The 19,130-nt window shown below is 50.2% G+C and carries 19 protein-coding genes; 9 read left to right on the forward strand and 10 right to left on the reverse strand.

Features of this window, described 5'->3' with window-relative positions; genetic code table 11:
- Positions 1 to 4 precede the first annotated feature (4 nt).
- On the reverse strand, positions 5 to 1,216 hold the full coding sequence (locus tag ACEPSU_RS00420; RefSeq protein WP_395322059.1) for a condensation domain-containing protein: 1,212 nt from the start codon (positions 1,214 to 1,216) through the stop codon (positions 5 to 7).
- Positions 1,217 to 1,372: 156 nt separating this feature from the next.
- Between ACEPSU_RS00420 and ACEPSU_RS00425 the strand changes: the two genes are divergently transcribed.
- The gene (locus ACEPSU_RS00425) at positions 1,373 to 1,900 is read left to right on the forward strand and encodes an acyl-CoA thioesterase (protein WP_395322061.1); all 528 of its coding nucleotides are present in this window, start codon (positions 1,373 to 1,375) and stop codon (positions 1,898 to 1,900) included.
- Between the two features lie 28 nt (positions 1,901 to 1,928).
- Here ACEPSU_RS00425 and ACEPSU_RS00430 read toward each other — a convergent pair whose 3' ends face one another.
- Positions 1,929 to 2,510, reverse strand: a complete 582-nt coding sequence (locus tag ACEPSU_RS00430) for a GNAT family N-acetyltransferase (RefSeq protein WP_395322063.1) — start codon at positions 2,508 to 2,510, stop codon at positions 1,929 to 1,931.
- 121 nt (positions 2,511 to 2,631) lie between these two features.
- Between ACEPSU_RS00430 and ACEPSU_RS00435 the strand changes: the two genes are divergently transcribed.
- The 4 genes from ACEPSU_RS00435 to ACEPSU_RS00450 all read left to right on the forward strand — a co-directional run bounded on the left by ACEPSU_RS00435 (position 2,632) and on the right by ACEPSU_RS00450 (position 6,155).
- Positions 2,632 to 3,279 carry an NAD(P)-dependent oxidoreductase gene (locus ACEPSU_RS00435; RefSeq protein WP_395322065.1) on the forward strand — a complete coding sequence of 216 codons (648 nt, stop codon included), beginning with the start codon at positions 2,632 to 2,634 and terminating at the stop codon, positions 3,277 to 3,279.
- A 99-nt stretch (positions 3,280 to 3,378) separates the two neighbouring features.
- Positions 3,379 to 4,722 carry a branched-chain amino acid transport system II carrier protein gene (brnQ, locus tag ACEPSU_RS00440; protein WP_395322067.1) on the forward strand — a complete coding sequence of 448 codons (1,344 nt, stop codon included), beginning with the start codon at positions 3,379 to 3,381 and terminating at the stop codon, positions 4,720 to 4,722.
- 309 nt (positions 4,723 to 5,031) lie between these two features.
- Positions 5,032 to 5,715, forward strand: a complete 684-nt coding sequence (locus ACEPSU_RS00445) for a YjjG family noncanonical pyrimidine nucleotidase (protein ID WP_260338624.1) — start codon at positions 5,032 to 5,034, stop codon at positions 5,713 to 5,715.
- A 176-nt stretch (positions 5,716 to 5,891) separates the two neighbouring features.
- Positions 5,892 to 6,155, forward strand: coding sequence for a hypothetical protein (locus ACEPSU_RS00450; protein ID WP_395322069.1), 264 nt, complete (start codon positions 5,892 to 5,894; stop codon positions 6,153 to 6,155).
- A gap of 38 nt (positions 6,156 to 6,193) precedes the next feature.
- On the opposite strand, the gene ACEPSU_RS00455 is transcribed toward ACEPSU_RS00450, so the two are convergent.
- The 8 genes from ACEPSU_RS00455 to rpmH form a co-directional block, all read right to left on the reverse strand.
- Entirely contained in the window at positions 6,194 to 6,424 is a 231-nt protein-coding gene (locus tag ACEPSU_RS00455; protein WP_395322071.1) for a type II toxin-antitoxin system Phd/YefM family antitoxin, read from the reverse strand.
- Between the two features lie 84 nt (positions 6,425 to 6,508).
- Positions 6,509 to 6,889, reverse strand: coding sequence for a hypothetical protein (locus ACEPSU_RS00460; RefSeq protein ID WP_395322073.1), 381 nt, complete (start codon positions 6,887 to 6,889; stop codon positions 6,509 to 6,511).
- 392 nt (positions 6,890 to 7,281) lie between these two features.
- Positions 7,282 to 9,192, reverse strand: coding sequence for a tRNA uridine-5-carboxymethylaminomethyl(34) synthesis enzyme MnmG (gene mnmG, locus ACEPSU_RS00465; RefSeq protein WP_020088843.1), 1,911 nt, complete (start codon positions 9,190 to 9,192; stop codon positions 7,282 to 7,284).
- A 69-nt stretch (positions 9,193 to 9,261) separates the two neighbouring features.
- Positions 9,262 to 10,656 (reverse strand): tRNA uridine-5-carboxymethylaminomethyl(34) synthesis GTPase MnmE, encoded by a 1,395-nt coding sequence (gene mnmE, locus ACEPSU_RS00470; protein ID WP_395322076.1) that lies wholly within the window; start codon positions 10,654 to 10,656, stop codon positions 9,262 to 9,264.
- A 257-nt stretch (positions 10,657 to 10,913) separates the two neighbouring features.
- Complete coding sequence (gene jag / locus ACEPSU_RS00475) at positions 10,914 to 11,708, reverse strand: RNA-binding cell elongation regulator Jag/EloR (RefSeq protein ID WP_395345428.1); 795 nt, start codon at positions 11,706 to 11,708, stop codon at positions 10,914 to 10,916.
- 784 nt (positions 11,709 to 12,492) lie between these two features.
- Entirely contained in the window at positions 12,493 to 13,326 is an 834-nt protein-coding gene (yidC, locus tag ACEPSU_RS00480) for a membrane protein insertase YidC (RefSeq protein ID WP_027825919.1), read from the reverse strand.
- Positions 13,327 to 13,328: 2 nt separating this feature from the next.
- Positions 13,329 to 13,685 (reverse strand): ribonuclease P protein component, encoded by a 357-nt coding sequence (gene rnpA / locus ACEPSU_RS00485; protein ID WP_020088839.1) that lies wholly within the window; start codon positions 13,683 to 13,685, stop codon positions 13,329 to 13,331.
- Positions 13,686 to 13,789: 104 nt separating this feature from the next.
- Entirely contained in the window at positions 13,790 to 13,924 is a 135-nt protein-coding gene (gene rpmH / locus ACEPSU_RS00490; RefSeq protein WP_081624573.1) for a 50S ribosomal protein L34, read from the reverse strand.
- A 536-nt stretch (positions 13,925 to 14,460) separates the two neighbouring features.
- Here rpmH and dnaA point away from each other — a divergent pair.
- From dnaA to recF, 4 genes are all read left to right on the forward strand, one after another.
- The gene (gene dnaA, locus ACEPSU_RS00495) at positions 14,461 to 15,819 is read left to right on the forward strand and encodes a chromosomal replication initiator protein DnaA (protein ID WP_020088838.1); all 1,359 of its coding nucleotides are present in this window, start codon (positions 14,461 to 14,463) and stop codon (positions 15,817 to 15,819) included.
- A gap of 271 nt (positions 15,820 to 16,090) precedes the next feature.
- The gene (dnaN, locus tag ACEPSU_RS00500; RefSeq protein ID WP_020088837.1) at positions 16,091 to 17,230 is read left to right on the forward strand and encodes a DNA polymerase III subunit beta; all 1,140 of its coding nucleotides are present in this window, start codon (positions 16,091 to 16,093) and stop codon (positions 17,228 to 17,230) included.
- 515 nt (positions 17,231 to 17,745) lie between these two features.
- On the forward strand, positions 17,746 to 17,973 hold the full coding sequence (gene yaaA / locus ACEPSU_RS00505; RefSeq protein WP_020088836.1) for a S4 domain-containing protein YaaA: 228 nt from the start codon (positions 17,746 to 17,748) through the stop codon (positions 17,971 to 17,973).
- Complete coding sequence (gene recF / locus ACEPSU_RS00510; RefSeq protein ID WP_395322082.1) at positions 17,973 to 19,127, forward strand: DNA replication/repair protein RecF; 1,155 nt, start codon at positions 17,973 to 17,975, stop codon at positions 19,125 to 19,127. Before yaaA ends, recF begins: the two co-directional genes overlap by 1 nt.
- Positions 19,128 to 19,130: the final 3 nt, after the last annotated feature.

Consider the following 19,130-nt stretch of genomic DNA (forward strand, 5'->3'; position numbering starts at 1 on the left):
ATTTTTATTTGTCATGATCCCACTGATTCAGCTGGGCCACGACGTTCTTTAAAATTTTAATGCCTAATTGATAATCTGGTTCCGATCCCAGCATTCGAAATGCCAGCGTCCACGCCTCGTGATAGGCGCTCACCGTCAGCTGGAAGTTCGGCATGGCGCGATACGTCCCCGCAAAGTAGATCTGTGTGACCCGAGTATCCCCAAATTTCAGACGCGTATGGTCAACGTGACCGAAATTAGCAAAGGAAACCACTGACTGTTCCCGATGCTTACCGGCCAAACGCCGGACAATTTCTGGTGGCAAGGCCCGGCTCATCCGGTTGATTTCCACCAACGGCGCCAGGTAAGCTAAGCTGTCACGTAATTGGATGATTGTCGCCTGCGTCCGTGTCACCACGTCTTGGAGCGTATCCCCGTCCTGAACCGTGATTGGCACTGCCATTTCACTGGTCAGGTTAGCCACCTGGACCACGTTGGTTGCCGCCACTGGCCCCTGCAAACGCAGATCGACCTGATACGGAATCACCAGTTGGCGTTCACCCGTTAAAGAGAACAGTGACAGCGCGTAAGCTGACAAGAGGACGGCATTCATGGTGACGCCCTGTTGCCGCGCCCGTTGCTGCAAGCGCTGGCTCTCCACACGGGGGATCAAGGCCTCACCCTTATGGTGGTGAACATCCCCCTGTAACTGGGGAAAGCCCTCCGCCACTGGGGCATCAGTCGTTTGTGGGATGGGGCGATGGGGATGTCGTAGATAGTTCAGAATCCGACGAACACTGCGTTCATTCACAAAGTCTGCCAAGTCTTGCCCATCGTAAGCGGCTGCTAGTAGGTACAGGTAGTGTTTAAAGCCCTCGCCATCGGTCAACAGGCGACTCATAATCAACCGTAATTGGTCGTAATCGACGTGATGAATCACCTGGATCTTCAGCTGTGGTCCCTGTAAAACGTCCAGCCGTCCGCGACCCGGATCGTGATTGGCACTGTACTCGGTGATAACTTGGTCAATGCTTGCCGGTTGCTCTTCGAATCGATTCCGACGCAGGTTATAGCGACTGAGAATTTGCGGCACCACAGTCTTGGTTGTCTTAACCGCTTCCGTCAGTCGCTCGACATCAATGGGGTGCATCAGGCTCAACGTGCATTCCAGCAATGGATACGTCTGTGCCAAGTCTAGTGTTGGAATTAAATCCAACGGTTCGCCACGATAATTCACACGATCACCCCTCCTGCATAATTTAGGTTCAGTATAGCAAAGCCGGCGCCCCGACCTCTACGATTCCGCCAAGATATAGCGAAAAGTTAATAATACTGTAACCTAATTTGCAGTCTGTTAGAATGAAGGTAACTGTTAACGAATGGAGTGACGTCTGTGACAACTCAACCTACGCCCGTATCCTGCAATGCCACGCTCATTGTGACCACCCACCGGGTCTTTCAACCAGATTTAAATGAACACCAGACCGTCTTTGGCGGCAAGATTCTTTCACTGGTAGACGACAGTGCCTCCGTGGCGGCCGTCCGCCTCACCCATAAAACCGTCGTCACGGCCTCATTCGATCACGTGAGCTTTCTACGGCCCTTTCATCTCGACGACTCTATGATTCTGGAAGCCTACGTCAGTGGCACCGGGACGCGCTCGCTAGAGGTCTTCGTCAAGATTGTTGGGGAAAACCTGACAACTGGCGACCGCTTCGTCGGGTTTACCTGCTTCATTACCTACGTCATTGACGATAAATCCGTCACGTCCCCACTTCCTGGCGTCACACCGGTCACCGACGAACAACGTTACTTATGTGCTGGCTATCCGCAACGAACCGCGCAACGTAATGAACGCCGTCAGGAACAGGCCGGTTTAAACGCGCACGTCACAACCGACTCACCGTGGCCCAGCGCCTAAATGTTTCATGTGAAACACCACTGCGACTCTAATTGTCCGCGGTGGTGTTTTCGTCTGGGATTGTTCCACGTGAAACGGTCCACCACTCTTTGGCCAAAATGCCAAACTGATACAGGTCGAGCCACTGCCCGTCCTGATAAACGGCTTCGCGGTTGATACCTTCACGAACAAATCCCACGGCTGCGTATGCCCGTAACGCCGCCTGATTATTGGCGTTGACGTCCAGTGTCACCTTGTGCAGGCCTAATTCGTTGAAGGCAAACGACAGGATCGTATTGAGCGTATCCACCCCATAGCCTTGACCGCGATCACTGGCGACTGGTAAGGCAATCCCCAGTTCTGCTCGCCGGTTCTTCAGCTGAATCCCATCGAGAATCACCCAGCCTAACAGACCATCGTCGGCATTGGCACGCACCATAAAGAAGAATTTGTCATCACTATCTGGGTCCGCAGCCAGCTCCGTGTACTCGGCCGCCGTCCACGGATGTAAGGCATCTGCCGATAAATTCCGCAAGAGTCCGGGCTCCCACTGCGTGTCTTGAAGCCATTCTGCATCCCCGTCACGCATTTCTGTTAGATGAACCAACTGTCCCTGAACCACACTTTTCATGATAGTGCCTCCTCGGCGTTTTCTCTTACTCTACCACACCCGCAACCACGTTGAGTCATAATTGTTGGCGGACTTCGCTAAAACCGGTATACTAATCGCAGCAAATACAGGAGGTCCTTTCATGAAAATTGCAATTATTGGTGCTACCGGGATGGCCGGTTCAGCACTTGTCGCGGAAGCATTAAAGCGTGGCCACAGTGTCACGGCGCTGGCCCGTTCGGCGGAAAAGCTCGCCAAGTTGCCGGCTAATCCTAATCTGACGACCAAGGTTCAAGACGCGTTTGCCTTAACTTCAGCCGAGCTCGCCACGACCGACGTGGTGATCGATGCTTTCGCAACCGCACCAAGTCTGGCCTTTCAACACGTTGACCTCGCAGCGAGTCTGGTTGCCAAGTTACGGGAAACGACGCAACCACGCCTCGTCTTCATCTTGGGGGCTGGTAGCCTTCAAACCGGCGATGATCATCATTTAGTCGTCGAGGACATTGCCAAAGATCCTAACGCCGCTGCTTTCTTGAGCATTCCGCAGAACCAATTAAAGGAACTCAACTTCCTGCGCGACGTGGACAACGTCAACTGGGTCGGCGTATCACCGGCAGCGAACTTCCACCCCGGCGATGCGACACCATTCTTGACGGGTGCCGATGAACTCTTAGTTAACGCCAACCAGGAATCTGGAACCTCTGCGGGTACCATGGCCGTCGCAATTTTAGATGAAATTGAACACCCACAGCATCACCAAGCACGCTTTACCGTTGCTGATAAATAAATTTATAGAGGGTTCCCGTTCCCACGGGGGCCCTTTTTTGATATGCTTACCTATGGTCTGCACGACCGTACTTTATGCTTATAGAAAGTTGCGATTACTTTGAAAACTCGATTATCTTGGCGGGAACTCCTATTTATCGGCATGATGCTCTTTGGGCTCTTCTTCGGTGCCGGTAACCTGATTTTCCCCGTTTTTCTGGGCCAACAAGCCGGCCATAACGTTGGTTTGGCGGTCATTGGTCTTCTCCTGACTGGGATTGGCCTACCCTTATTAGGGGTCACCGGGATCGGCCTGACCCGTAGTGAGGGCGTCTTCGACCTAGCGACCAACGTCAACCGGCCTTTCGCTTATATCTTTACGGTGTTGCTTTACCTGACCGTGGGGCCGTTCTTTGCGCTTCCACGATTGGCCACAACGTCCTATCAGATTGGGCTCGCCCCTTTTGTGAGTCGCGGCCATCAGGGCCTGGTCCTAGCCAGTTTCTCCATTTTATTTTTCGTTGTCGCGTGGCTACTAGCTCGCAACCCTGGAAAATTGATGACTTACATTGGTAAATGGCTAACGCCGATTTTTCTAATTCTACTTGGGCTCTTGATCCTAGCCACCTTCGTCAAACCGATGGGTGGCTTCTCAGCGACTGCACGTGGCGCCTACGCAACCAGTCCACTAGCGACCGGTTTTACCGAAGGGTATAACACGTTAGATGCCTTGGCCTCACTGGCATTTGGAATCGTCGTCATCGACAGTATCCGGGCACTAGGCGTCACCGAACCCGGCCAAATTGCTAAGGACGTGATCAAGTCCGGAACCATCAGTGTTGTTCTGATGGGCCTGATCTACACGTTACTGGCCCTGATGGGCACCATGAGTCTGGGCAAGTTCGCGCCCGCTGCTAATGGCGGTATCACGTTGGCACAGATTGCCAACCAGTACTTTGGCACGTTTGGAAATATTCTACTGGCGTTAATTGTCATTATTGCCTGTCTGAAGACGGCGATCGGTCTGATCTCAGCATTTGGGGATACCTTCCACGAGATGTTCCCCCGGTTGTCTTACACCTGGCTAATTGTCTTTGCCAGCGTGTTGCCGTGCCTCTTCGCAAACGTGGGCCTGACGAAATTGATCAGCTACTCCTCACCCGTGCTCATGTTCCTGTATCCGCTAGCCATCGTCTTAATCGTGTTAGCGGTGCTATCACCCCTACTGGGCACCAGCCGCTGGTTGTTCGGCCTAGCAATGCTGTTCACACTGATCCCGGCCATCTTCTCGGCCGTCGCAGCACTCCCCAGCAGCCTACAACAGGCTGGCTGGAACCGTGCAATTCTCACCCTCAACAACCAACTGCCACTGGCTGCACAAGGCTTTAGCTGGGTCGTTCCAGCATTGATTGGTGTGGTTCTGGGATGGATTATGGGACAGGTATTCCGATCAAAAACTGCTTGATTTTACAGAACCGCGTTGTCTCTAGACGACGCGGTTTTTATATTGCAAAGTTTTCACCTTTAAAAAAGGACGTTATTTTGATTATTCAGGCAAAATCCAGCAAGCAACATTCAAAAAAGTGCCATTTTTTGAATGTTCACGAGATTTTTGACCCGCAACATTAAAGAAATCGCGTTTTTTTGAATGTTGCGGGTAATTTTATGCGCCAACATTCAAAAATTCGTTGTTTTTTGAATGTTACTTCCACACCTTTATCATCCCCAGAATCTATGCTAAAATCGACAAAACCAATTCGAAAGGCGCGCTCTCATGAAAAAATACGCAATTATTGACTTAGATGATACCCTCCTTGACTTTACCCGTGGTGAAAACGAAGGTGTTACCCGATTGCTACAAAAATATGGCGTGACCGATGTGCAACGCGGGCTAGCCACCTATGTCAAGATCAACCAAGACGTCTGGCATCAAATCGAGCTGGGCGCAGACCGCGCGCCCCTGTTAGACACTCGTTTCGCCAAAGCATTTGACGCGATGGGAATCACCGTGGATGGCCCCGCCGTTGAAAAACAATACAAAAGTATGCTCGATCACAACTACTATACCCTGCCAGGGGCCACAACCTTTCTGACAGAGCTCATTCACGCTGGTGTGACGGTGATTGCGGGAACCAATGGTACCAAGTCCATCCAACTCAATCGGCTCGCGGGCTCCCAGCTGACCCGCTACTTCGACAGCGTCTTCATTTCCGAGGACGTGGGCTATGACAAGCCAGATGAACGGTTCTTCGCGCCTATTTTCACGCAATATCCAATGATGACTTCTGAAAACACCGTTATGGTTGGCGACAGTCTTCATTCCGATATCCTTGGTGCAACCAACGCCCACCTCGACAGCGTCTGGTTCAACCCGCAACATACTGCGAAATCTACTGATTACCATCCCACTTACGAAGCGGATTCCTATGCCGCCCTCAAACAGCTTCTTCTCGCTTAGATAGTCGAATCGCCCGTTAGCAATCAATGATGCTAGCGGGCGATTTGTTTGAAGATTGGAAACTATTTTAACTTTTAGGTATTAATTTACCCCTTTAACCAGATTTTCTGGTATGATGGTAACAAGTTATAACCGAAATCTCATATTCTCATTTAAGCGAAACGAGGTGAAGACCCATGACCGAAGCCCGCTTCTCAGCAACCTCCGCTAAAATCGGTGTCATTCTTTTAACGCTGGTTCTACTGTTTGCCATGCTGTTCCTTCAGGATCCCAAAATCGTTGCTTTTCTCTGCTTTAGTTCGTTAATCACTGCAATGCTGCATTTTAACGTTTTCGAGAGTACGACCGATGCCAACCCGTTGAATCGGATTGACCTGACGCTTCAAATTATTTTCTTAGTTACCTCCATTGGTAGAGCATTTATCCTTGGTGGAAATTAACAACCGGCCACGCTATCCCCCACGGAAGCGCGGCTTTTTTAGCCCCATTCAATCTTATCAAGATCCAAGTACCCCGTATCTTGCGTGGGCTGTTGGGCCGCTTCCAAAGCGGCCTTCAGTGCTTCCCACTCATGCTTTGCGACAATGACGACCGAACTGGCATCATTGCCGTCCGTGGGTGTCACGACAACCACCTCCTGTTGCTGATTCACCTCATCTAGTATCTGCAGTAATGCTTGCTGCGCGGCAGCCGGTGAATAACGTTTCATATTGTGTCCCCCAATGACTTAAAAAATCCCGTCAGCGTTGACTTTCAGCGTTAACGGGTTCTCCGAATGACCATCTATGCTTCTCTACGTCGGTAAAGTCACCAACGTCCCCAGTAAGACAACTGCCAGCAGGATCTGGCTGCTGACTAAATACCACGCCTGTCGTCGCCACAACGCCCGCGTACCAGCCGGATATTGCCGGTGACGGTGCTGACAATAGCTCATGACAAGCGCCACGCTATCCACCAATAATAGCAGACCAATGACTCGTGGATTCAGCCACGTCGGTCGCCACAGCCCCACCGCAACGTACGCCAAGCCAAGATACAAGAAGCCATGATACACAGTGACGCTCCGCCGCGATTGGCGCACGGCACCTTGCTGAAGCCGATGCAACGTATGGTGGTGTAAGCCATGACTGATCAACACCAAGATAATCCCCAGGCCCAACAGACTCATTCGCATATGTAAAAACTCCCCAGTGGCTTTAATTTAAATACCCCGAGTTCAATTCTACCGAAATTTGTCCGTGATTCCCAGCTAACCATCGTCCGTCCATCAATATCGCATCCCCGTGACAGACGGCTTTTTCGCTCCCACGCGACAGTAACCACCCTAAGCGGTGAAGTTAGCCTGTCATCAAACCGATTAAGTGGTACCCAGTTGTCTCACTACATCATTTAGCTTAGCAAGCCTGTGTGTGGTTTATGCAAAGAACATGTAAAGGTTTTGTATCTCTATTATTAATTAAATAATAATTATTAATAACTAATAAGGCGAAAAAAAAAAGGGAACCACGATATAACTGTCGCGGTCCCCTTTACTATCTTCAAAACTAAATATTGTCAAAACGTCTGCTACTTCACTTTTGCAATCTTTCCTTGTTCGATGTACACACTCAGGATCGCGATATCAGCTGGGTTGACCCCACTGATCCGACTAGCTTGTGCCACCGTTTCCGGTTGGATCTTCTTTAACTTTTGGTGCGCTTCCGTTGCCAGACCGTCAATTGCATCGTAATCGATGTTGGCAGGAATTGCCTTGGCTTCCATCCGCTTTAACTTCGCCACGTTGGCTTCCGCCTTCTTGATGTAGCCGGCGTACTTCAGCGAGATCTCAATTTCTTCCACGATGTGCCGGTCCACCGGCTGTTCTGGCGCTGGAATGAACTGTAGCAACGTCTGGTAGTCCACGTATGGCCGACGCAGGAAGACTGCGGCTAATACACCGTCTTGCAACGGCTTGTCACCGTGGCTCTCGATGAAGGCATTGATGGCGTCGTTCGGCTTGATCCGGATGCTGTTCAACCGGTCAATTTCAGCCTGTAAAGCGGCCTTCTTGGCCAAGAAATCATCGTAGCGTTCGTCACTGATCAGACCCAATTCATGCCCCTTGGCCGTCAAACGCAAATCGGCGTTGTCGTGACGCAAGATCAAGCGGTATTCGGCCCGACTTGTCAACAGACGGTAAGGTTCCTTGGTTCCCTTGGTCACCAAATCATCGACCATGACGCCGATGTAAGCATCGGAACGCTTCAACGTGAACCCAGGCTTGCCCAGTGCCCGCAAACCGGCGTTGATTCCGGCTAACAGGCCTTGACCAGCGGCTTCTTCATAACCGGAAGTCCCATTGGTTTGGCCTGCTGTAAACAGGTTCTTCAATGGCTTAGTTTCCAGGGTTGGCCGCAATTGGTAAGGCGCAACGACATCGTATTCGATGGCGTAACCTGGCCGCATCATTTGTGCGTCTTCGAGACCCTGAATCGAATGCAAGATCTTCTGTTGCACTTCTTCTGGCATGGAAGTTGAAAGTCCCTGAACGTACCATTCGTCGGTATTCCGACCTTCTGGTTCCAGGAAGAGTTGGTGACGAGGCTTGTCGGCAAACCGCACGATCTTGTCTTCAATCGATGGGCAGTAACGCGGGCCGACCCCCTCAATAACTCCCGTAAACATTGGGGCGCGGTTGAGGTTAGCCTTGATAATCTCATGCGTTTTTTGGTTCGTGTAAGTCAACCAGCAAGACAGTTGGTTCTTGAGATCCAGGTAGGCGCTATCTGGCGTCGTGAAGCTAAAGTGGTTCGGCTCCTTGTCCCCAGGTTGTTCCTCAGTCTCGTCGTAGTGAATCGTGTTCCCATCGACCCGTGGTGGCGTCCCAGTCTTAAAGCGTTCCAGATCAAAACCATACTTAGGCAGGTTGGCCGTCAGCTTGTTGGCTGGTTGAGAATTGTTCGGACCAGAGGAGTACATCAACTCACCGATGATGATCTTGCCTCGCGCTGCAGTTCCAGCCGCAATGACAACGGCCTTGGCCCGGTAACGCGCACCGGTGTTGGTGATGACCCCTTTGCAGGCGCCGTCTTCCACGATCAAATCATCCACGATTCCCTGACGCAAAGTCAAATTAGGTTCTCGTTCGATGGTGTGCTTCATTTCAGCATGGTAGGCGTGCTTGTCGGCTTGGGCGCGTAAGGCACGGACGGCCGGGCCCTTCCCGGTGTTGAGCATCCGCATCTGAACGTAGGTCTTGTCGATGTTACGTCCCATTTCGCCACCCAGGGCGTCAATTTCACGGACGACGATCCCCTTAGCTGGGCCCCCAACGGATGGGTTACATGGCATAAATGCCACCATATCCAGGTTGATCGTCATCAGTAAGGTCTTGTTGCCCATCCGGGCTGCGGCCAGCGCCGCTTCACTACCGGCATGACCGGCTCCGACAACGATAACGTCGAAGTCCTGTCCCGGATATTCAATTACTTCAGTCATGGTTCTTTCCCTCCATGCCCAATCGTCGTAGCGGCGGTCAAGCGGTCTCTTTGTGGTTTGAATTTAACGTTATTTTCCTAAACAGAATTGACTAAACAGCTGATCGAGTAGCTCATCTTGGTAGCTATCCCCGGTAATCTCACCGAGTAAGTCCCAGGCCCGCGTCATGTCGATCTGCACCAGATCCACGGGCATCCCCGCAGCAATCCCGTGCATGACATCGTCTAAGGCGTCACTGGCTTGGTGCAACAGCCCGATATGCCGGGCGTTGGTAACCATCACGGTGTTCTGACTGGATTCGATCCCCTCATCAAAGAAGAGATGGGCGATGGTTTCTTCCAACTTATCCAATCCAGCACTCTGTAGGATGGAGGTCTCGATGATCGGACTGTCCCCAGCCGCCTGCTTTAACGCTGGTAGATCTAGCTTCTGTGGCAGATCCGTCTTGTTTAAGATCAGGATCCGCTGCGTGTCGGCCGTAGCGTCCAACAACTGTTTATCCTCGGTCGTTAAGGCCTCACTGGCGTTCAAGACCAGCATGACCAAATCAGCCGTGTTGATTGCTTTCCGCGACCGTTCGACCCCAATCTTTTCGACCTTATCCGTCGTATCGCGAATCCCGGCCGTGTCGATCAGTTTCAGAGGAACCCCTTTAACGTTGACGTATTCTTCAATCACATCACGCGTGGTTCCCGCAACGTCGGTCACGATTGCCTTGTCTTCGTGGAGCAAATGGTTCAACAAGCTACTCTTCCCCACGTTAGGCCGCCCGACAATCGCCGTGGCAAGACCTTCACGCAGAACTTTCCCCTGTTTAGCTGTCGCCAACAACGTCTTGATCTGCTGCTTGACCTCTTGGGCCTTTTCCAGCAGCATCTTAGTCGTCATCGTTTCCACGTCATCGTACTCGGGATAGTCGATATTGACTTCGACCTGAGCCAGCGCATCCAGGATGTCTTGGCGCAGATTTCTGATCAATTTCGACAAGTCACCGTCTAATTGATTCAACGCAACCTTCATCGACTTATCGGTCTTGGCCCGAATCAGATCCATGACGGATTCCGCCTGGGTCAAATCAATTCGGCCATTCAAGAAGGCCCGCTTGGTATACTCGCCGGGTTCGGCCAACCGAGCGCCATAGCTCAGGCACAACTGGAGAATCCGGTTCGTTGCCACGATCCCCCCGTGACAGTTAATTTCAATAATATCTTCTTTGGTGTAGGTCTTAGGGGCCCGCATCACAGTAACCATAACCTCGTCCACTTCTTCCCCATTTTCAGGGTCCATAATGTGGCCGTAATGAATCGTGTGGGTGCCAACCTTCGTCAAATCTGCGCCCTTAAAGAGCTTGCTGGCAACGGCAAAGACTTCCTCACCGCTTAACCGAATAATTGAAATTCCACCTTCACCAGGCGGCGTCGAGATTGCCGCAATCGTATCAAATTCTGTTGTGGTGACTGTCATGAGCCATCCTCCTTCTTATGTTTACTGCTGTCTGAATTGTCTTAATCAAGTTTCAATTTTCGTAACGAGGAGCCGTGTCAAATCGTCTACCGATGCAAGCACTCACCCCGGGCGTATCATTTAACGCCATAAAAAAAAGCACCTACTCCACGCCACCTAACTGTGCGTGGATAAAGTACTTTCACTACTTTATCGTAAACTTGATAAGAATGATTGTCTTCACTATAAGGGGTAACGGCGCGTTTGTCAAACGAAACTTATGCTGGTTCGATGACGACCGCCCGATGGGGTTCCTTCCCCGCAGAGTACGTCGTGACGTAGCGGTTCTTCGACAAAACAGCGTGAATCTGCTTCCGCTCAAACGACGGCATTGGGTCCAAATAAATTGGTTTCCCGGTCGCGACGACCTCGCGCGCCGTACTCTCCGCCAAGCGACTCAACGTGGCCGCCCGGCGTTCACGGTAATTCGCCACGTCCAGCTCCAACTCAACGTGCGCAGCGCCGTGGTGATTCAAAAATAATTGCGCCAAACTCTGTAACGCATTGATTGTCCGGCCGTGCTTACCGATCATCAAGCCTTCCTTATCCGTGGTAAAGACCAGGCGAACTTGACGGTGAGCACCCGCTTCAGCGTCTATCGTAGCGTCTATGCCGAGTTGTTCTACGATGGTTGCCAAATAGTCCTGAACCGCTTCGATGGCTGCCTCACGCCGCTTACGACGCTCCTGCGGGGTCACTGTGGGCTCAGACGACGCTGACGGTGCATCAGTAGCTGTTTCGGCAGCCACTGGTGCTACTGAAGCGGCTGCCGAACTAGCTGGCGCCGTTGAACGCACCACTGCAGCTGACGATTCCGGCACCGGCGCAGCGGATGAAGCTTCCGCAACCGTCTTTAGGACAATGTCCACCATGGCCTCGCGTCGGCCGATTCCCAGCCAACCCTTTCGCGGAGTGGCGACCACCTTAATTACAACTTGGTCGCGGCGACTGTTGAGCGCGGTTAACCCCGCCGCAATCGCTGCCTCTTCCGTTTTGCCCGTGTAGATTGTCATCGTCCATTCCTCCATGTCTTTTTCGCTAAAATTCAGTATACCATAATGCTCGCACCGCACCCCGTAATTCAGCCTGAAAATGATTAGCAGGGCGGAGACCCTAAGAATCTATTAAGACGCCAGAATCAGTGCGACTTTTTTGGCGGAAATTACATTAGTAGTTAGTGTAGCGGTAATTTTTAGTGGCTGAGAATTGGACTGGTCGGAATGCTTGTCGGGGGTTGCGGTGACTTAGAAATCTAAGTTCTCCTACTCGGTACTAGCGTTGATGATTACTCTGGTTTAAATCATCGGACTTTCTCTCACCTGGGTATTCGGAAATATGCGGCCTCTGAAACGAGTTCCGCAAGGCAGGTTCTTCCGCTTAGAAAGCTAAGGCCTCCTGTCCGGCACTGGCGTTGATGATTACTCTGGTTTGAATCATCGGACTTTCTCTCGCCTGTATGCTCGGAAATATGCGGCCTCTGAAACGAGTTCCGCAAACCAGACTCCTGCGCTTAGAAAGCTAAGTGACTCCTGTCCGGCGCGAGTGGTTCTTAGTGGCTACTCTGGCTTAAAGAACTGAATTATCTCTCGCCTTCATATTCGGAAACTTGCGGCCTCTGAAACGAGTTCCGCAAGGCAGGTTCTTCCGCTTAGAAAGCTAAGGCCTCCTGTCCGGCGAAGCCGAACAGAAGACCTTAACTCCCTAATGCTCAGAACCTTGACGCCTTGCTCCACTCTCTGTACAAAAAAGCACAGAACCGAAGTCCTGCGCCGATAAAATGCATTTATGCTAACTTGTTTACTTGCGTTTGCTTTGCTTTGCACGGCGGATTGCTTTCTTGACCGCGCGTTCGTGTTCGTTCTTTTCCTTTTCCTTGGCATCGCGTTCCGCTTGAATCTTCCACGGATTTTGAATTAACAAGGTTTGGCCAACTTGGAACACGTACGAAATCGTCCAGTACAAGGACAGTGATGATGGCACGTTCAGGGCAGTGAAGAAGACCACTACCGGCATCCCGACGATCATCATGGTGCTCATTGAATTGGACTCTGGCATTGACTTGGTGCTTAACCACGAACTAATCAGCGTGGCAACGGCGGCCAAGACAGGCAGGATGAAATACGGGTCTTTGTGGCCTAATTGCAACCACAGGAAGCTCCCAGACCGCAGAACGGCCGTCCGCCAGATAGCTTGATACAAGGCCCAGATGATTGGCAACTGAACCACGGCAGGAAGGCAACCCAACATGGGGTGAACGCCCGCTTCCGAATACAGCTTTTGCTGTTCGGCCTGCATCTTTTGCATCGTTTCGCGATCTTTTGAGGAGTATTTCTTCTGTAAGGCTTTTAATTGTGGCTGTAAGTCTTGCGTCTTCCGCATGCTGCGGGTTTGGAAGATCATCAGTGGGAGTAAGATAATCCGCACGATAATGGTAAAGATGATAATCCCGACACCGTAGCTCCCGCCGAACATATTGGCCAACCCAATAATTGCCCGGGAGAAGTTCAGAACGATCCAGCCGTCCCAAATCCCGGTACTTTGATTGGTGATTGGTGCATTGCTACAAGCGGAAAGGATAAAGACTAAGCTCACAATACCTAGCATAAGTAGGGTACGTTTGTACTTTTTCACTTTTATTCCTCGCTATAGTTGGAATCCAGTAGTTTCGCCAGTTTCAAAACATGAATCAGGCTGCTCTTCGCATCAGTCATGGAAATGCCGTCCGCCCGGGGCCGAGCAATTACGAGGAAGTCCACATCCTGCTGGAGGTAGGGCTTCAACTCGAGTAGACTCTGCCGAATCCGGCGCTTCACCCAATTACGGTGGACCGCGTTCCCAATTTTCTTACCGACCGAAATGCCAACTCGAAAATGTAATTGATCAGGTTTTTCCATTGAATACACCACAAATTGCCGGTTTGCGACCGAATTTCTGGTTTCAAAGACCTGCTGGAATTCCGCTTCTTTCTTAATGCGGTAAGATTTTCGCATGGTGCATCTCCAAAATTCTCAACGATTTGTTGAACAGTCCGCGAGAGATTAGGGTCCCAGTCTTCTCGCAGATAAAATAAAAAGACCACTGAACCATCAGCGGCCTATGCAGACAATACTTTACGTCCCTTTTGACGGCGACGTGCTAAAACTTGACGGCCATTGCTAGTGCTCATACGCTTGCGGAAGCCGTGGACACGTGAACGGTGACGTTTCTTTGGTTGGAAAGTGCGCTTCATCGTAAAATCTCCTCTCTTAACTATGACTATTTTTTATCTGGTGAAGCCAGACAAATACTAAATGCATTTCCTGAACATATTAGCATAAATTTCGCCGAATGGAAATAGGAACTTTGAATTTCCATAAAAAAGTTCTCCCCGGCGAAATTTGTTTCATGCACTTTGACTGTGGATAACTCTAAAATTGTTAAAAAGTTTTTCCGGACTTTCCCACCCAGTTGTCCACCGTTCCACAGCCTGTTTATTTTAGTTTTCTGGGTTCAGTGGATTCTGTGGATAACTTGTGAAACACTTGATACTATGCTGTTCTCGTTCCACAGATAGCTGTGTATAACTTAAATTGCCAAAAACTTTCCACAGGTTTTAGACTCCCTGTGGATAACTCTGTCCACTTTCTGTGAAACAATTATTCACAGTTCAAAATACCCTGTGGAAAACTTTTTTTCTTCATGCTACACTGGACTTACGTTTTCGTTTGGGGGTCTTACGCCCAAATGGGAAATGACTATCTAAATAATTAATAGGGGGATACATCAGTGCCAGATATGGTAACTTTATGGACTGATATCAAGGAGTTATTCGAGGAAAATAACACACCAACGACCTACAAGACTTGGATCGAAACTGCCAAGCCGATTGCCTTAGATGGCAATAAATTGACGTTGGAACTCCCGTCACCCCTGCATCGTGATTACTGGACCCATCAACACCTGGACCAGCAATTGGTAGAATACGCATACCAAGCCGCTCACGAAGATATTCAGCCGATTTTGATCATCGAAAGCGAACGCCAACAACAGGCGACACGTAAAGCAAAGACCGCGACCCCCGAGGAACCGGCCACTGCTGAACCAACACCAACTTTCATGAAGGAAACCGCGCTGAACTCCCGCTACACTTTTGACACTTTCGTCATCGGAAAAGGCAACCAAATGGCCCATGCAGCGGCCTTGGTTGTCTCCGAAGAACCCGGCGTGATGTATAATCCGCTGTTCTTCTACGGTGGCGTGGGCCTTGGTAAAACCCACTTGATGCATGCGATTGGCAATAAAATGCTCGAAGATCGCCCGGACACCAAGGTCAAGTACGTCACTAGCGAAGCCTTCACGAATGACTTTATCAATGCGATTCAAACCCGGACGCAGGAGCAGTTCCGTCAGGAGTATCGTAACGTTGATCTGCTACTGGTCGATGATATTCAGTTCTTCGCTAATAAGGAAGGAACCCAAGAAGAGTTCTTCCATACATTTAATGCACTTTATGATGATGAGAAACAGATCGTGCTGACTTCCGATCGACTACCCAACGAGATTCCTAAGCTACAGGATCGCCTCGTTTCGCGGTTCGCTTGGGGCTTATCGGTCGACATCACACCACCGGACCTGGAAACACGAATCGCCATTCTTCGTAATAAGGCCGACGCCGATCAGATCGACATCCCCGACGACACCTTGAGTTACATCGCTGGGCAAATCGACTCTAACGTGCGCGAACTTGAGGGCGCATTGGCCCGCGTCCAAGCCTATCATCAGTTGATGCACCAACCGATCACGACTGACCTGGCTGCTGAGGCACTTAAGAGTCTCAATCTCGCCAATGCCACGGATGCCATTACGATTCCGGTCATTCAGGACCGTGTTGCCAACTACTTCCACGTTTCTCTCAAAGATTTAAAAGGAAAGAAACGCAAGCAAGCTATCGTCATGCCACGGCAAATTGCCATGTACCTGTCGCGTGAACTGACGGAAGCGTCACTTCCACGCATCGGAAACGAATTCGGCGGCAAGGATCACACCACGGTCATCCACGCCTACGACAAAATCCAGGATTCACTGAAGACCGATGTTGAATTACAAAAAGACATCGATAATCTGAAAGATGAATTACGGCGCTAGGACGAAACCGTCCGAGTCAGCGCGACAAAGTTAGCAGACTCGTGACGGTTTTTTTGTGACCAACTAGGGTATGATAGATGTAGAGCTAACGGAGCGTGTGGATAAAAAGGATAAAGCATTAAAGTTTTCCACAAGTTATCCACAGGTGGAAAACCTAGTAACACAAGTCCTTTCGTCAAGTTATCCACAGAATACACTGCTCTACTACGGCTACTGTCTTTTTCTTTTAATTAAGTAAACTACGCACCACTAAAAAGGAGTGTCTAATCTTATGAAATTTTCCATTAACCGGGCGGCCTTCATTAAGGAACTCAACAATGTGTCACGGGCCATTTCGTCTAAGACCACAATTCCCATTTTAACTGGGATCAAGATCGTTGCTAGTGATGCGGGCCTCTTACTGACTGGTTCTAACGCTGACATTTCAATCGAATCTTTAATTCGTGCGGACGATCCCGACATTGGGCTAACCGTTGACGAACCAGGAGCCATCGTGCTAACGGCACGGTTCTTCAGTGAAATCGTTAAGCGTTTGCCTGAACAGACGATGACGGTGACGGTCAAGGATGCCTTCCAAACGGAAATTACGTCCGGGTCGGCAGCATTTAATATCAACGGGCAAGATGCCAACAACTATCCACACTTGCCAGAAGTTGACGCCGCTGATTCCGTGGTCCTGTCTGGTGCCGTCTTCAAGGAACTGATCAGCCAAACGGTCATCGCCGTATCCAACCAAGAAAGTCGGCCAATCTTAACTGGGGTTCACTTTGTGTTGGCGGACAACCAGTTCTTAGCGGTCGCCACGGACAGTCACCGGTTGTCACAACGCCAGATTGAGTTACCTACACCAAGTAGCGCGGCCTTTGACGTCATCATTCCCGGAAAGAGTTTGACTGAACTTTCTCGGATGATCGGCGACGATGACAGTGACGTGAAGATGCAATTCTCCGAAAACCAGGTATTGTTCCTACTAGGGGACACGTCATTCTATTCACGATTACTGGAAGGAAATTACCCAGATACGTCTCGGTTGATTCCCAAGGAAGCCTCAACCACGGTAGAATTCGAAGCGCCAGAATTATTGGCGGCCGTTGAACGGGCCTCACTGTTGTCTCATGAATCGCGGAACAACGTGGTTAAGCTGACTTTGACGCCAGCGGACAACCAAGTTACCATCTTCAGTAATTCTCCAGATGTCGGGAACGTTGAAGAAGCCTTGGACCCTAAGGAAATTACCGGGGATGATCTCGAAATTTCCTTTAACCCAGATTACATGAAGGATGCCTTACGGTCGTTCGGTCAGACGACGATCCGCGTAGCCTTTACATCAGCATTACGGCCATTCACATTGGTCCCAACGGAAGATACCAGCAACTTCATTCAGCTGATCACGCCGGTACGGACGTTCTAAATTTAAAAGTTAACGGAGTGTCACCTCAAAAGGGGTGGCACTTTTTTTGGTAAAAAAGAGTGCGGAACAAGGCGATTAGAGGCTGTCTTGTGGAGCATGTTTCGGTAATATGCAATTAGGAGAAGGCTCCGAACAAGTAAAAGTATTAGCACACAACGGAGCGGAAAAGGGATCACGCCCCGAAAAACCACTTGAAATATCCAGCTAAGCCCTAGGCCAACCTGATTTCTGAAAATATCGCCAAGTTATCTCGAATTTCCACGTGAAATTCGTTACTTGCGTGCGCATATGCTTCGTGATTTTCAACAACTTTCAAGAAAGCCTGAAAAAAGTCCTGAAAAAACAAAAAAATCGTTAAAAGGCCGCTATTTTTTGATTAGAGCAAATTTACCGGTTTTTATCAAAAATATCAGGAAGGGCTTAAATCGGCTGAGAACGCAAAAATCAAGCAGTTAAACTGTACTTTTCCCTAAAATGCGGTATAATATAATAGAAGAATATAGAGGGGTGAAATTGTGAAAAAAGAAGTTTTCATTGAGACGCCCTACATTACTTTAGGCCAGTTACTCAAAGAAGAATCCATTATCAGTACTGGCGGTCAAGCCAAGTGGTATTTGCGGGAAAACACCGTTAATATCAACGACGAGCCGGACAACCGGCGGGGCCGCAAGCTGTACCCTGGCGATACAGTGGAAGTACCTGGTACAGGATTATTTTTTATACGCTCAAAGCAGGGTGAATAATGTATTTGCAAGAACTGCAGCTGCAGCATTTTCGGAATTATCCCAGTGCTGATCTCAAGTTAGGACCTGGGATCAACGTTTTATTGGGAGAGAATGCGCAGGGCAAGACCAATCTATTAGAGGCAATCTACGTTCTTGCGTTGACGCGTAGTCACCGAACTGCCAACGACCACGACCTCGTTAACTGGGAAGCCAAAACGGCGAAGGTTAGCGGACGAGTTGTGAAAGCGGTGGGGTCAGTGCCCTTAGAATTAACGTTCTCGCGTCAAGGTAAGCGCGCCAAAGTGAATCACCTTGAGCAGGCACGACTGTCACAATATATCGGCCAGCTCAATGTGATTTTGTTTGCACCGGAAGATCTCGCCATTGTCAAAGGCGCGCCGACTGTTCGGCGGCGTTTTATGGACATGGAGTTTGGCCAGATGAATCCGCGCTACCTGTATAACTTGAGTCAGTATCGGACGCTGTTAAAACAGCGGAACCGCTACCTCAAGGATTTACAGCACAAGCAAAATCGTGACCTGTTGTTTTTGTCGGTCTTATCCGACCAACTGGCCGCGTATGGTGCGGAGATCATTGCCCAGCGGCTGCGGATGTTACATAAGCTGGAGCACTGGGCGCAGGCGATTCACGCCGAGATCTCCCAGCAAAAAGAAGAGTTGACGTTTCACTATGCGACCCAGGTGCCAGAGGACCAATTGACGGACCCGGACACCATTTGTGCGGCGTTGACGCAGCTCTACAAGGACCATCAGGACAAGGAGCTCTACCGGGGAACGACTCTGGTGGGGCCGCACCGAGATGACCTGCATTTTCGGGTCAACGGAAAGAACGTGCAGACGTTCGGTTCCCAAGGTCAGCAGCGGACCACGGCGTTAAGCGTCAAGCTTGCTGAGATTGATCTGATGAAAGAAGAGACCGGGGAATATCCGGTCTTGTTACTTGATGATGTCCTTTCTGAATTGGATGATGCCCGACAGACGCATCTGCTGAAGGCCATCCAAGATAAAGTACAGACGTTTATTACCACCACCAGTCTGAGCGGGATTACCCGCCAGCTGATTAAGGACCCGACCATTTTTCACGTGGCAAACGGGACAGTGGTGGCGGATGGATCTGCCCCCAGTGGCGATCCGGCAACAAAGGAGGATTAAGCA

Source organism: Levilactobacillus parabrevis, assembly GCF_044051715.1.
GTDB classification, from domain to species: domain Bacteria; phylum Bacillota; class Bacilli; order Lactobacillales; family Lactobacillaceae; genus Levilactobacillus; species Levilactobacillus parabrevis.